Origin of the sequence: Pseudomonas sp. B1(2018) (assembly GCF_003097365.1) — a bacterium.
Classification (GTDB): Bacteria; Pseudomonadota; Gammaproteobacteria; order Pseudomonadales; family Pseudomonadaceae; genus Aquipseudomonas; species Aquipseudomonas laurylsulfatiphila.
Genome location: NZ_PYUK01000002.1, coordinates 33,852 through 47,326 on the forward strand (window position 1 = coordinate 33,852; position 13,475 = coordinate 47,326).

Below are 13,475 nucleotides of genomic sequence, written 5' to 3' on the forward strand. Positions count from 1 at the left end.
GGCGAAGCCGTCGTAAACCCGGTTAGCCGAATTTTGCAGGCGAAAGCTGTTTGAATGGTTTTGGGGCTGCTTCGCAGCCCAGCGGGAGCAAGCTCCCTCGCCACAGGTCATGCGTAACACCGAATCAATGATCCCGAAACGCCTTATGACACGCACTGCAAGCATCTTCGACTTTCTGCACCGCCGGCCCCAGGTTGCTGGCCTTGTAGGGTTGAATCTGGCTGGCGATCACCAACTCACCGGTGGCGGATTCAAGATCGCGGGCCATGCCCTGAAAGCGTGCCTGCTGCTCCCAGACATCGCTCTTGGCGCTGGTGTGATCTTCCTCGCGCACCTGCGGAAAATGCTGCCACGGCTCACGGGACAACCCATCGAGCTTCACCGCGCCCTCGGCGAATTTCGGGCCATCGAACGGGATACGCCCGCGCAACATGCCGCCCAGGTCTTCGCCGGTCTTGAGCATCTGCTTGAAAATGGCCTTGCGCTGACCGAGCGGCGAATTAGGGTCAACACCGCCACAAGCGGACAATGTCAGGCAGGCCAGCAATACAACAGAAAGTCTTTTAAGAGTCATGGTGGCTTCAGGTCACGGGAAACGGCGGCCAGTATCCTCGCGTCATCGGCAAAGACCAATAGCCCTATTATCAATAAGGGTTGCTTGAGCGCATGGAGCGATCAGGCAACCGGCAAAGGAATCACTCCATGAACAGCCGTTTAAAGGCATGGCGTCACAGCCTGGCCTGGACCCTGCCGATGATGGCCCTGCTCGCAGGCTGCACCGGTGGCGACAAGCAACAACCGAAAACCCATGCCCTGGCCACTTACTCCAGCGCTACATGGGAAGCGCTGCCGGCGGTGTCCGACGCCGACCTGGTCGCCGGTTTCGGCTCCTGGCGCAGCGCCTGCACCCGACTCAAGGCCGACCCGGTCTGGGGTGGCACCTGCGCGGCGGCGGCCAACGTGCCGCAAACCGCCAGCGACATTCGCGGCTTTCTCAAGCAGAACCTCGATGTGTATGGCCTGCGCGCCGCCAACGACAACCCCAACGGCTTGATCACCGGCTACTACGAGCCGGTCTATCCGGGCAGCCTGACCCAGACCGGCGTGGCCAATGTCCCGGTCTATGGCGTCCCCGAAGACATGATCATCGTCGCCCTCGACAGCATTTACCCGGAACTCAAGGGCAAACGCCTGCGCGGTCGACTTGAAGGTCGCGTGCTCAAGCCGTACGACGATGCGGCAACCATCGAGAGCAAAGGGGTCAAGGCACCGGTCGTGGCCTGGCTGACCGATCCGATGAACCTGCAGTTCCTGCAAATCCAGGGTTCGGGTCGTATCCAGCTCGACAATGGCCGCCAGTTGCGCATCGCCTATGCCGACCAGAACGGCCATCCCTATCGACCGATCGGCCGCTGGCTGGTGGAACAGGGCGAGCTGAAAAAAGAAGACGTGACCATGGGCGCCATCAGCACCTGGGCCAAGGCCAATCCGTCGCGGATTCCCGAACTGCTCGGCAGCAACCCCAGCTATGTGTTCTTCACCCGTAACCCGGACAGCAACGAAGGTCCGCGCGGCTCGTTGAACGTACCCTTGACCGCCGGTTACAGCGCAGCGGTGGATCGCAAGGTGATTCCGCTGGGCAGCCTGCTGTGGCTGTCCACCACCAGACCGGACGGTACATCCCTGGTTCGCCCCGTAGCAGCGCAGGACACCGGCGGCGCGATTGCCGGTGAAGTCAGGGCGGATCTGTTCTGGGGCACCGGCGATGCAGCCGGGCAACTGGCCGGGGACATGAAACAGCAGGGGCAGATCTGGATGCTCTGGCCCAAAGGTGCGGCGTTACCGCAAGTGCCGCAGGTGGCGGATGCGGTTAAAACCAATCCTTGAGTCTCGCATCGCCTGACAGATAGCTTTCGCGAGCAAGCCCGCTCCCACACCGGATCACTGTCGAACACAGAATCTGTGTCCACCGAGGATCAAATGTGGGAGCGGGCTTGCTCGCGAAGAGGCCTTGATTAGCGCCTGAGACTCAGACGGACACCACAAAGAAACTCACGATCAACGCCATCCCCACGAACCACATCAACGACCGCAGCGCCGCCAGGTCCGCCAGATAGAAAATGATGAAAAGCAGACGGCTGGTGATGAACAACACCGACAACACATTGATGGTGACCAATTCGGCATTGCCCGCCAGGTGCGCCACGATCACCGCGGCTGCAAACGCCGGCGTCACTTCAAAGCTGTTCAGCTGCGCCGCATTTGCCCGCTTGCCCAAACCCTCCAGGGAATCGAGAAACCCTCGTGGATCATGATTGTCTTTCAGTCGGAACCCGCCACTGATCTTCGCGACACCCGTGCACAGATACGGCAGGAAGATCGCAATCAAAATGCACCACAGAGCAACCGTCATTACGCAGTCCCTTCTTCATGTTGTAGAAAATCGAACCCATCAACGGCGATCAAAACTTCATCACCAGTATGCCGATCAGCACCAGCCCACAGGCTAAGAGGCGTGGCCCGCCAAAAGGTTCTTTGAGGTAACGCATGCCAAACAGCACCACCAGAATGACGCTGATCTCGCGCAACGCTGCCGCTTCTGCAATCGAACCCAATTGCATCGCCCACAGCACCAGAGCGTAGCTGAACAACACGCAAAACCCGACCGCCAGACCCAGGCGCCACTGCTCGCGCCAGAACAGCATGAACGCGGGGCGCTTGCTTACCAATGCCAACAATGGAAACGGCCAGGCACTGAGCAAGGTGACCCAGACCAGGTAATCCAGAGGATGGGACCAGCGCCGCAAGGCCTGACCGTCGATGTAGGTGTAGCAACCGATGCACAGGCCGATCAATGCCACCACCGGCAGCATCGACCACGGCAAACGCGCACCGCCGCCACCCTGCCAGAGCAGGCACAGCATGCCGAACGGGATCAGCAGGATTCCGAAAATCTGCTGATGGGTCAGCACCTCCCCGGCAAAGATCAGCGTCAGCGCCAGCACCACCAAGGGTGACAGGCCGCGCATCAGTGGATAAACCAGCCCGAGGTCGCCGACCCGATAGGCCTGGATCAGTAAGTAGCGGTAGAGCAGTTCGAACGCCGCCGAGGCCAGGATCCACGGCCAGATCTCCAGCGGCGGCAGGCTCAGGAACGGCACCATCAGCGCGACAAAGAGCAGCGCCACGCTGTCCATGCAGGCCACCACCAGCAGCCGCTCCGCACTGAATTTGATCAGGGTATTCCACGCCGCGTGCAACAGCGCCGCCACCAACACCAACGCCGTCGCAAGCACGGCCCACTCCTTTTTTGTTTTCGCCAAGTCCCTGTAGGAGCTGCCGCAGGCTGCGATCTTTTGATCCTGAAAAAAAACATCAAAAGATCGCAGCCTGCGGCAGCTCCTACAGGAAGCCGGGTAGAGAATTGATTCGCCATATGTCAGCAGCTGTTTATACTGCAAACGACCACGCCGCACTCAGTTGCGCACAGACCAATTCCAATAAAAATCCTGCCCCGCCCGCTCTCGTCGAGAACGGTCGTCGGCCTGCGTATGCCTGATCACAGCGTCAAGACTACCGACAGAGACCTTGCGCATGCCACTCGCTTTGCTTGCCCTCGCTGTTGCCGCCTTCGGCATCGGCACCACCGAATTCGTGATCATGGGCCTGTTGCCCGACGTCGCCCGCGATCTCGGCGTCAGCATTCCCGATGCCGGATTGCTGATCACCGGTTACGCCCTGGGCGTGGTGTTCGGCGCGCCGATCCTCGCCGTCGGCACCGCCAACATGCCACGCAAAGCCACCCTGCTAGGCATGACGCTGATGTTCATCCTCGGCAACATGCTCTGCGCGCTGGCACCGAACTACGCCACGCTGATGGCCGCGCGGGTAATCACGGCACTCTGCCACGGCGCCTTTTTCGGCATCGGTTCGGTGGTGGCTGCAGGGCTGGTTGCCCCCAACAAACGGGCTCAGGCGATTGCCATGATGTTCACCGGCCTGACCCTGGCCAACGTGCTCGGCGTGCCATTGGGTACCGCGCTCGGGCAATACGCGGGTTGGCGCTCGACGTTCTGGGCGGTGTCGGTGATCGGCGTGCTGGCCGCGATTGCGCAATGGGTCTGGCTGCCGAAAAACATCGCGATGGATAAAGCCAACCTGGCCAGCGAGTTCAAGGTGCTGGGCAAGGCCAATGTGCTGCTGGCCCTGGGCATGAGCGTGCTGGCCTCGACCAGCCTGTTCAGTGTGTTCACTTACATCGCGCCGATCCTGCAGGACATCACTGGCGTCAGCCCCCACGGCGTCACCATCATGCTGCTGTTGTTCGGCGTTGGCCTGACCGCCGGCAGCATGCTCGGCGGTCGCCTGGCGGACAGCCGCTTGCTGCCATCGCTGGTGGGCATGGCATTGGCGGTGCTGGTGGTGCTGGCGGCATTCACACAAACCAGCCAATCGGTGATCCCGGCGGCAATCACACTGGTGCTGTGGGGGACGTTCGCCTTCGCGCTATGCCCGATCCTGCAACTGCTGATCATCGATCAGGCCCATGAAGCACCGAACCTCGGTTCAACGTTGAACCAGAGTGCCTTCAACCTCGGCAACGCCGCTGGCGCATGGATTGGCGGCCTGGTAGTGGCCAGCGGCGCGAATCTGGCGGACTTGCCGTGGACCGGCGCACTGGTCAGCGGCTTGACCGTGCTGACCGCGCTGTTCTTCATCTATCGCCAGCGTCGCGGTGCGGCTGCGCTGAATGTAGTGGGCTGAGCATCACCTTGATGGTTTTTTGATCGTCTGCGGATCAGCAGCTTCGCTCTGATCCGCAGACGCTTTCGGTGGTCCGCTTTCGCTGCGGATCTGAGCATGACTGATCAGCGCGAAAATAAAGCTGCCACCAATGATGTTCCCCGCCAGCGTCGGCCCGGCGAACACCAGCCAGAAGTCCCTCCACGGCAACTCGCCGGCAAACACCAGATACGAAACCTCCAGCGAGCCGACGACGATGTGGGTGAAGTCTCCCAGCGCCATGAGGTAGGTGATGAGGATGATGATCCACATCTTCGCGCTCTCCATGGACGGAATCATCCAGACCATGGTCGCGATCATCCAGCCGGAAACGATGCCCTTGGCGAACATCTGGCTGGCGTGGTTTTCCATGACCTTGCGGCCGATATCGAGAAAGGCGACGTCGGTCTTGCTGTCGAAAATCGGCAGTTCCAGCATCACGTACGCCACCAGCAAGGTGCCGCAGAGGTTACCGATCAGCACCACCGTCCACAGCCGCAGCAGACGGCCGAAGTTGGCCAGGGTCGGTTTGGTCATCACCGGCAGCACGGCGGTCAAGGTGTTTTCGGTGAACAGTTGCTGACGCGCGAGGATCACCGCGAGGAAACCGGCGCAATAACCGAAACTGGCGATCACCTTGAATCCCTCGCCGTCCGGAAGGCGCGAATTGAGCAGGCCCATGCCCATCAGCGACAGGCCCATGGTCAACCCCGCCGCCAGCGCCGACCACCACAAAGCGGCAATGCTGCGCTCCAGCTCCTGATCGCCCTGGGTGCGGATGATCTCGTGCAACACCGCAGCACGGGGCGGTTGGCTCTTTTCGACATCATGCTCTTCTTGCGCCGAAAGGTTCGGGGTCTTGCCGTCTTGTGCCGAGTTCATGATGTGCGCAACCAGTGGCGGGCTATTTAGCTACGACACGCGGGGGTTCTATTCCGTTCTGTAGGAGCTGCCGCAGGCTGTTATCTTTTGATCTTTAAAAATCAGGATCAAAAGATAACAGCCTGCGGCAGCTCCTACGGGCTCGCATTACGAGCCGGCGTCATCGTCCTGGAACTGGTCTTTGACGTATTTGATCTCGGTCCGGCCGTGGGGCGCCGGCAAGCCGTCTTCACCGAGGTTGACGAAGACCATTTTCTCGACCGTGAGGATGCTCTTGCGGGTGATCTTGTTGCGCACTTCGCAGGTCAGGGTGATCGAGGTACGGCCGAACTCGGTGGCGGTGATGCCCAGTTCGATGATGTCGCCCTGGCGCGAGGCGCTGACGAAGTTGATTTCGGAAATGTACTTGGTCACCACACGCTGGTTTCCCAACTGGACGATGGCGTAGATCGCCGCCTCTTCGTCGATCCAGCGCAGCAGACTGCCGCCGAACAACGTGCCGTTAGGATTGAGGTCTTCGGGTTTTACCCATTTGCGGGTGTGGAAATTCATGGGGGGCTCCGAGGCGTTTGAACGATGGTGGTGGATGCCCCCAGCTTCAAGTCTCAAGCCACAAGCTGCAAGTAAAAACCGTCCTGCTCTCGCTTGTCGCTTGTCGCTTGCAACTTGCCGCTCAAAGAAAGCTATAATCGCCACCGTTTCAAAACGGTCATCATCACTTGATACCGTTTTCCCGCCACCTGTCCGAGGGGCGCTGCAGCAGGTTCGACCTGTCAGGCTCGGATGGGGCGTTGCCTGGCCTTAAGCCAGACACTAAACGCACAACGGCGCCCATTCGCATACATTACGAATGGAGGCTCTTCATGAGCGCTGTTATCACGCCTGCAGATTTTACCGATTACAAAGTCGCCGACATGTCCCTGGCTGCCTGGGGCCGTCGCGAAACCATCATCGCCGAATCCGAAATGCCAGCCCTGATGGGTCTGCGCCGCAAGTACTCCGAAGAGCAACCGCTCAAGGGCGCGAAGATCCTCGGCTGCATCCACATGACCATTCAGACGGCCGTGCTGATCGAAACCCTGGTTGCCCTGGGTGCCGAAGTGCGCTGGTCGTCCTGCAACATTTTCTCGACTCAGGATCAGGCCGCCGCGTCCATCGCCGCTGCCGGTATCCCGGTTTTCGCCTGGAAAGGTGAAACCGAACAAGAGTACGAGTGGTGCCTGGAGCAGACCATCCTCAAGGATGGCCAGCCATGGGACGCCAACATGATCCTCGACGACGGCGGCGACCTGACCGAGCTGCTGCACAAGAAGTACCCACAGGTTCTGGATCGCGTCCACGGCGTGACCGAAGAAACCACCACCGGCGTTCACCGCCTGCTGGACATGCTGGCCAAGGGCGAGCTGAAAATCCCGGCCATCAACGTCAACGACTCGGTGACCAAGAGCAAGAACGACAACAAGTACGGCTGCCGTCACAGCCTGAACGATGCGATCAAGCGCGGCACCGACCACCTGCTGTCCGGCAAGCAAGCGCTGGTGATCGGCTACGGTGACGTGGGCAAGGGTTCCGCTCAGTCCCTGCGTCAGGAAGGCATGATCGTCAAGGTTTCCGAAGTTGACCCGATCTGCGCCATGCAAGCCTGCATGGACGGTTTCGAACTGGTTTCGCCGTTCATCGACGGTATCAACAACGGTACCGAAGCCAGCATCGACAAGGCGCTGCTGGGCAAGATCGACCTGATCGTGACCACCACCGGTAACGTCAACGTTTGCGACGCAAACATGCTCAAGGCCCTGAAGAAGCGCGCTGTTGTCTGCAACATCGGTCACTTCGACAACGAAATCGACACCGCTTTCATGCGCAAGAACTGGGCATGGGAAGAAGTGAAGCCACAGGTTCACAAGATCCACCGCACCGGCGCTGGCGATTTCGACCCACAGAACGACGACTACCTGATCCTGCTGGCCGAAGGCCGCTTGGTTAACCTGGGCAACGCCACCGGCCACCCGAGCCGCATCATGGACGGTTCGTTCGCCAACCAGGTTCTGGCGCAGATCTTCCTGTTCGGCCAGAAGTACGCCGACCTGTCGCCAGCCCAAAAAGCCGAGCGCCTGACCGTTGAAGTACTGCCGAAGAAACTCGACGAAGAAGTGGCCCTGGAAATGGTCCGTGGCTTCGGCGGCGTTGTGACTCAACTGACCAAGACCCAGGCCGACTACATCGGCGTGACCGTCGAAGGTCCGTTCAAGCCGCACGCTTACCGCTACTGATCGGATCTGACTGATCGCTCTCTGTAGGAGCTGCCGCAGGCTGCGATCTTTTGACCTTGATTGTCAGGATCAAAAGATCGCAGCCTGCGGCAGCTCCTACAAGAGCCTGCGTCCGGCTTACGTGTTTCCAAGGATATGACCATGTCCCAAGATCGTCGCTACAGCTTCGAGTTCTTCCCTACGAAGACCGATGCTGGGCATGAAAAGCTGCTCGCCACTGCTCGTCAGCTGGCCCTCTACAACCCCGATTTCTTTTCCTGCACCTATGGCGCCGGCGGTTCGACCCGTGATCGCACGCTGAACACCGTGTTGCAGCTGGAAAGCGAAGTCAAAATCCCTGCCGCTCCACACCTGTCCTGCGTGGGCGACAGCAAAGACGACCTGCGCGGTCTGCTGGCCCAGTACAAGGCCGCCGGCATCAAGCGCATCGTCGCCCTGCGCGGTGACCTGCCTTCGGGAATGGGCATGGCCAGTGGCGAAATGCGCCACGCCAATGACCTGGTTGAATTCATTCGTGAAGAAACCGGCGACCATTTCCACATCGAAGTTGCCGCCTACCCGGAAATGCATCCGCAAGCGCGCAACTTCGAAGACGATGTCGCCAACTTCGTGCGAAAGGCCAACGCCGGCGCCGACAGCGCGATCACCCAGTACTTCTTCAACGCCGACTGCTACTTCTACTTCGTGGAACGTGTGCGGGCGTTGGGCGTGGACATCCCGATCGTGCCGGGCATCATGCCGATCACCAACTACAACAAGCTGGCGCGCTTCTCCGATGCCTGCGGTGCGGAAATCCCGCGCTGGATCCGCAAGCAACTGGAAGCTTACGGCGACGACACCCAGAGCATTCAGCGCTTTGGCGAACAGGTCATCACCGAGATGTGCGAACAACTGCTGCAAGGTGGCGCTCCAGGGCTGCACTTCTACACGCTGAACCAGGCTGAAGCGAGCCTGGCGGTGTGGAACAATCTGAAGTTGCCGCGTTAAGCAAAGCAGGATCAAAAGATCGCAGCCTGCGGCAGCTCTTGTAGGAGCTGCCGCAGGCTGCGATCTTTTGCTTCAATCCACGGAGTTAGAGCATCTGCGGTGAGTTTCTGGCTCTTTCCGGTTTCTCGTCGTAATCTCAAGCCCATGCCTTTGATCACGCAGTTAATCGCCGTACTTGCCTTCACTTGCCTGAGCTTCGCCGCCCGGGGCGAGAAGTTGCGCATTGTCACGGAGCCGTGGGCGCCTTATGTGTACGATGACAACGGCAAATCACTGGGCCTTGACTACGAAACCACCGCCATTGTCTTCAAGCGCCTGGGCATCGAAGTGGAGTGGCAGTTCCTGCCATGGAAACGCTGCCTGTCGATGCTTGAATCCGGCCAGGCCGACGGCGCGCTGGACATCTTTCACAGCGATGAACGTGATGCGACCCTTCTCTACCCCAGCGAACCACTGTCTGAAGTGCAGTTCGTGTTGTTCTACGCCAATGACCGGCCCCATCCGTTTCGCACCCTTGATGACTTGCGCGGCCTGACCATCGGCACCTCGCCGGGTTACCTGTACAGCAAGGATTTCAGCGACTCCACGCTGTTCACCCGCGAGCCGGCGCCCACTCACGAAGCCAACTTCGGCAAACTGCTGCGAGGGCGGATTGACCTGTTGATTACCGACCGCCGGGTCGGCCAGCATTTGCTCGATGAACTGGGCATCCGCGACAAGATCACCGAAAACCCGACGATCATCAGCCAGCAAAGCCAGTTTCTCGCGGTGCGGCGCAATGCAGGCATGGATCTGCTGGTGCAACGTTTCGGTGCCGAACTCAAGCGCTTCAAGCGCGAGCCCGCCTACGCCGAACTGAGTGCCCGCTATGGCGCGGAACCGGCCGTCAACATGAAGACTGAAAAGGCCACGGCCGCCACGGAAAAAACCGTTGAGCAGCAGGAAAGCGGCGCGCAGTGATTGCTCTGTTATACTCCGGCCTTCCCGCCAGGCTCACGCCCGGACGCCCGGAATCGTTAAAGGCATCTCAACCCCGCTACTGCGCAGCTTTCAGCCCGCGCGAGCGCTTGCAGACGAGCCTTCGAGACCCAGCAGGACCGGACGGGATTGCGTCCTCTTAAACGCCATTCGCGCCAGGCAAGACTCCCATTGGGCCAAGCCCTAACTAAAACAGGATTACTCATGTCCTTTGCTTCCCTCGGTCTCTCCGAGGCTTTAGTCCGCGCCATCGAGGCAGCGGGCTATACCGAGCCTACTCCGGTGCAACAGCGGGCCATTCCCGCCGTGTTGCAAGGTCGCGACCTGATGGTCGCGGCACAGACAGGTACTGGTAAAACCGGCGGTTTCGCCCTTCCGATCCTGGAGCGGTTGTTCCCTAACGGTCACCCGGACAAATCCCAGCGTCACGGCCCGCGCCAGCCGCGCGTGCTGGTCCTGACCCCGACTCGCGAACTCGCCGCGCAAGTGCATGAAAGCTTCAAGGTCTATGCCCGTGACCTGAAGTTCGTCAGCGCCTGCATCTTCGGTGGTGTCGGCATGAACCCGCAGGTTCAGGCCATGTCCCGTGGCGTAGACGTGCTGGTGGCCTGCCCTGGCCGCCTGCTCGACCTGGCCGGCCAAGGCAGCGTCGATCTGTCCCACGTGGAAATCCTCGTGCTGGACGAGGCCGACCGCATGCTCGACATGGGCTTTGTCCATGACGTGAAAAAGGTCCTGGCCCGCCTGCCGGCCAAACGCCAGAACCTGCTGTTCTCGGCGACCTTCTCCAAGGACATCACCGACCTCGCCGGCAAGCTGCTGCACAACCCGGAGCGCATCGAAGTCACGCCGCCGAACACCACGGTCGAGCGCATCGAACAGCGCGTATTCCGCCTGCCGGCCAGCCACAAGCGTGCCTTGCTGGCGCACCTGATCACCGCTGGCGCCTGGGAACAGGTGCTGGTGTTCACCCGCACCAAGCACGGCGCCAACCGCCTGGCCGAGTACCTGGACAAACACGGCCTGAGCGCTGTCGCGATCCACGGCAACAAGAGCCAGAACGCCCGCACCAAAGCCCTGGCCGACTTCAAGGCCGGCACCGTGCGCATCCTGGTGGCCACCGACATCGCCGCCCGCGGCCTGGACATCGACCAGTTGCCACACGTGGTCAACTTCGAACTGCCGAATGTCGATGAAGACTACGTGCACCGTATCGGCCGTACCGGTCGTGCCGGTCGTTCGGGCGAGGCGATTTCGCTGGTCGCCCCGGACGAAGAAAAACTGCTGAAAAGCATCGAACGCATGACCAAGCAGAAAATCGCCGACGGCGACCTGATGGGCTTCGATGCAAGCACCATCGAGGCGGAAAAGCCTGAAGTGCGCGAGCGTCCGGACATGCGCAACCCGCGCAATCCACGTGGCCCGCGCGGCGACGGTCCGAACGGCAGCGGTGGCGGCGGCGGTCGCAAGGACAAAGGCAAGGACAAGGGCAAGGAAAAACCGGCCGGCGAACGCGGCGAGCGCCCTGCCCGTCAGCAAAAGCCACGTGAAGGCACTCCGGCTCGCGAACAGCGTCCGTCGCAGCCTCCTCGTGCCGCCGCCGACCGTGCCCCGGACGAGTTCCTGGACGACGATATCGATAACTTCGGTAACCGCGTCGACTACGTGCCGCAGCAGAAACCCGCGCAAGGCCGTGGTCGCCGTCCGGGTGCTCCGGCACAGGGCACCGCCGCAGGCACTCCACGTTCCGGCAAGCCACAAGGTCGCCAGAACGGTCCGCGCAACAGCGATGGCGCCAGCACCGGCACCCCGCCGGCCAAGCGTAGCGGTCCTCGCAGTGGCGCACCGCGCGATGGTCAGGCCCGCCGCGAAGACTCACGCAATCGCCGCCCGGCCCGTGACGACCAGCCTCGTTCGGAACCGGCTGTGCAGAACCCGCGTGGCCCGGCACCGAAGATCATGCACAAGGAATCGAAAGCCGACCGCTTCCCGACACCTGAGCAGCTGGATCAACTGCCAAGCCGTCCTCGTGGTGAAAAACCGGCATTGCTGACCCGCAATCGCTGAGTTATCGCTGCAATAAAAAATGCCCCGAACCGCAAGGTCCGGGGCATTTTTTTTGGTACACCAACCCGCTTTGTGTAGGAGCTGCCGCAGGCTGCGATCTTTTGATTTTGCTTTTAAAAAAACAGGATCAAAAGATCGCAGCCTGCGGCAGCTCCTACAGGGGATTGTGTACGGCAACAAAAAACGCCCGTGCTCAGGGGAGCAGCGGGCGTTTTTTTGTCAGGGGCGAAAATTTATTTCGCTTTGACACCTTCAAACGTAACGTACAGATCCACGGCGTCGGACTGTGGACCCAGGTCCATCATCTTGCCGAAATCGGAACGCTTGATGCTGGTAGTGCCCTCGAAGCCAGCACGGTAGCCGCCCCATGGATCCTTGCCTTCGCCCAGGAAAGTGGCCTTGACCACGACTGGCTTGGTGACGCCTGCAATGGTCAGGTCGCCAGTCACGTCGGCAGTATCTTTGCCGGCGGCGTTTTTGCCAGTGGACTTAACGCTGGTGGACTTGAAAGTAGCCTTGGGGAAATCAGCCACCTTCAGGAAGTCTTTGCTGGAGATGTGCTTGTCACGCTCGGCGTTGTTGGTGAAAACGCTCGCGGTGTTCACGTTGAACTCGATCTTGCTGTCTTCAGGCTTGGCAGCGTCGAAGCTGAACGTGCCGTCGATGTCCTTGAAGGTACCGGTGATGTAGCTGTAGCCCAGGTGGCTGATCTTGAAGTCGACGAAGGCATGCTGGCCTTGCTTGTCGACGGTGTAGTCAGCCGCCATCACGTTAGCGGACAGCAGCGCGGAACCGATTGCCAGAGCGGCGAGAGTCTTTTTCAACATGCTTTGTTTTCCTTGGGAGTCGAGGTTGAACTTCAGGCTTTGCGACCCAGCATGCGCTTGAGGGTCACATCACGATCGATAAAGTGATGCTTCAATGCTGCCAACGCATGGAGGCCGGAAAAAATTACCAGCACCCACGCCAGGTAGAGGTGAATGGCACCGGCGTTATCTGCCTGATCCGGCAGTCCGGAGATCAGGGCAGGCACTTCAAACCAGTCAAACACCGGAATCCCGACACCTTCTGCGGTGGAAATCAGGTAACCGGCAATCATCACAGCGAACAGGCAGAGATACAGAAAGCCATGGCCGAATTTCGCGCCCAGACGCGTCATGCGGCTGTAGCTGCTCAAGGTCGGTGGTGGTGGGCTGACGAATCGCCACAACACCCGCAGCACCATGACGCCCAGCAGGATCAATCCAATGCTCTTGTGCAGATCCGGCCCTGCCTTGCGCCATGGGTCGTAATAGCCAAGCCCAACCATCCACAGGCCAAGGGCGAACAAACCGAACACGGCCAGCGCCACGCCCCAGTGCATGAAGATGCTGACCCAGCCGTAGCGGGAGGAAGAGTTTCGTAGCTGCATTGCCTGGATCCCTGTAAGTGCTGGCCCAAGAGTATCGAGTTATCTATCGAATTAAAGCGGAAAAATTTGCTTTGAAATATCGAAAAATACGATCA

General features: G+C 60.2%; 13 protein-coding genes and 1 riboswitch. Of the genes, 6 read left to right on the forward strand and 7 right to left on the reverse strand.

Annotated features, from left to right (window positions below; all coding sequences use genetic code 11):
* Positions 1 to 124 precede the first annotated feature (124 nt).
* Positions 125 to 574: a cytochrome c gene (locus C9422_RS02520; protein WP_116579600.1), complete on the reverse strand. Its 450-nt coding sequence runs from the start codon at positions 572 to 574 to the stop codon at positions 125 to 127.
* 128 nt (positions 575 to 702) lie between these two features.
* On the opposite strand from C9422_RS02520, the gene C9422_RS02525 reads away from it, so the two are divergent.
* A complete protein-coding gene (locus tag C9422_RS02525) occupies positions 703 to 1,887 on the forward strand; it encodes a murein transglycosylase A (RefSeq protein WP_116579601.1) in 1,185 nt (394 codons plus the stop codon).
* 142 nt (positions 1,888 to 2,029) lie between these two features.
* Here the strand turns inward: C9422_RS02525 and C9422_RS02530 are convergent, their stop codons facing one another.
* Both C9422_RS02530 and C9422_RS02535 read right to left on the reverse strand, forming a co-directional pair.
* Complete coding sequence (locus C9422_RS02530) at positions 2,030 to 2,413, reverse strand: MAPEG family protein (RefSeq protein WP_007975455.1); 384 nt, start codon at positions 2,411 to 2,413, stop codon at positions 2,030 to 2,032.
* 49 nt (positions 2,414 to 2,462) lie between these two features.
* Positions 2,463 to 3,296 (reverse strand): EamA family transporter, encoded by an 834-nt coding sequence (locus tag C9422_RS02535; RefSeq protein WP_007975454.1) that lies wholly within the window; start codon positions 3,294 to 3,296, stop codon positions 2,463 to 2,465.
* Between the two features lie 298 nt (positions 3,297 to 3,594).
* Between C9422_RS02535 and C9422_RS02545 the strand changes: the two genes are divergently transcribed.
* On the forward strand, positions 3,595 to 4,764 hold the full coding sequence (locus C9422_RS02545) for an MFS transporter (protein ID WP_116579603.1): 1,170 nt from the start codon (positions 3,595 to 3,597) through the stop codon (positions 4,762 to 4,764).
* A gap of 3 nt (positions 4,765 to 4,767) precedes the next feature.
* On the opposite strand, the gene C9422_RS02550 is transcribed toward C9422_RS02545, so the two are convergent.
* On the reverse strand, positions 4,768 to 5,664 hold the full coding sequence (locus C9422_RS02550; protein ID WP_116579604.1) for a formate/nitrite transporter family protein: 897 nt from the start codon (positions 5,662 to 5,664) through the stop codon (positions 4,768 to 4,770).
* Between the two features lie 147 nt (positions 5,665 to 5,811).
* Entirely contained in the window at positions 5,812 to 6,216 is a 405-nt protein-coding gene (locus C9422_RS02555) for an acyl-CoA thioesterase (RefSeq protein ID WP_102699934.1), read from the reverse strand.
* Between the two features lie 188 nt (positions 6,217 to 6,404).
* Positions 6,405 to 6,504, forward strand: a riboswitch (S-adenosyl-L-homocysteine riboswitch).
* A gap of 23 nt (positions 6,505 to 6,527) precedes the next feature.
* Between C9422_RS02555 and ahcY the strand changes: the two genes are divergently transcribed.
* The 4 genes from ahcY to C9422_RS02575 all read left to right on the forward strand — a co-directional run bounded on the left by ahcY (position 6,528) and on the right by C9422_RS02575 (position 11,969).
* Positions 6,528 to 7,937: an adenosylhomocysteinase gene (gene ahcY / locus C9422_RS02560; RefSeq protein ID WP_102699935.1), complete on the forward strand. Its 1,410-nt coding sequence runs from the start codon at positions 6,528 to 6,530 to the stop codon at positions 7,935 to 7,937.
* Between the two features lie 141 nt (positions 7,938 to 8,078).
* Positions 8,079 to 8,924, forward strand: a complete 846-nt coding sequence (metF, locus tag C9422_RS02565) for a methylenetetrahydrofolate reductase [NAD(P)H] (RefSeq protein ID WP_116579605.1) — start codon at positions 8,079 to 8,081, stop codon at positions 8,922 to 8,924.
* Positions 8,925 to 9,068: 144 nt separating this feature from the next.
* On the forward strand, positions 9,069 to 9,884 hold the full coding sequence (locus tag C9422_RS02570; protein WP_116579606.1) for an ABC transporter substrate-binding protein: 816 nt from the start codon (positions 9,069 to 9,071) through the stop codon (positions 9,882 to 9,884).
* A 222-nt stretch (positions 9,885 to 10,106) separates the two neighbouring features.
* Complete coding sequence (locus tag C9422_RS02575) at positions 10,107 to 11,969, forward strand: DEAD/DEAH box helicase (RefSeq protein ID WP_102699937.1); 1,863 nt, start codon at positions 10,107 to 10,109, stop codon at positions 11,967 to 11,969.
* Positions 11,970 to 12,202: 233 nt separating this feature from the next.
* Here C9422_RS02575 and C9422_RS02580 read toward each other — a convergent pair whose 3' ends face one another.
* Positions 12,203 to 12,796: a YceI family protein gene (locus C9422_RS02580; RefSeq protein WP_116579607.1), complete on the reverse strand. Its 594-nt coding sequence runs from the start codon at positions 12,794 to 12,796 to the stop codon at positions 12,203 to 12,205.
* Between the two features lie 32 nt (positions 12,797 to 12,828).
* On the reverse strand, positions 12,829 to 13,380 hold the full coding sequence (locus C9422_RS02585) for a cytochrome b (RefSeq protein ID WP_116579608.1): 552 nt from the start codon (positions 13,378 to 13,380) through the stop codon (positions 12,829 to 12,831).
* Positions 13,381 to 13,475: the final 95 nt, after the last annotated feature.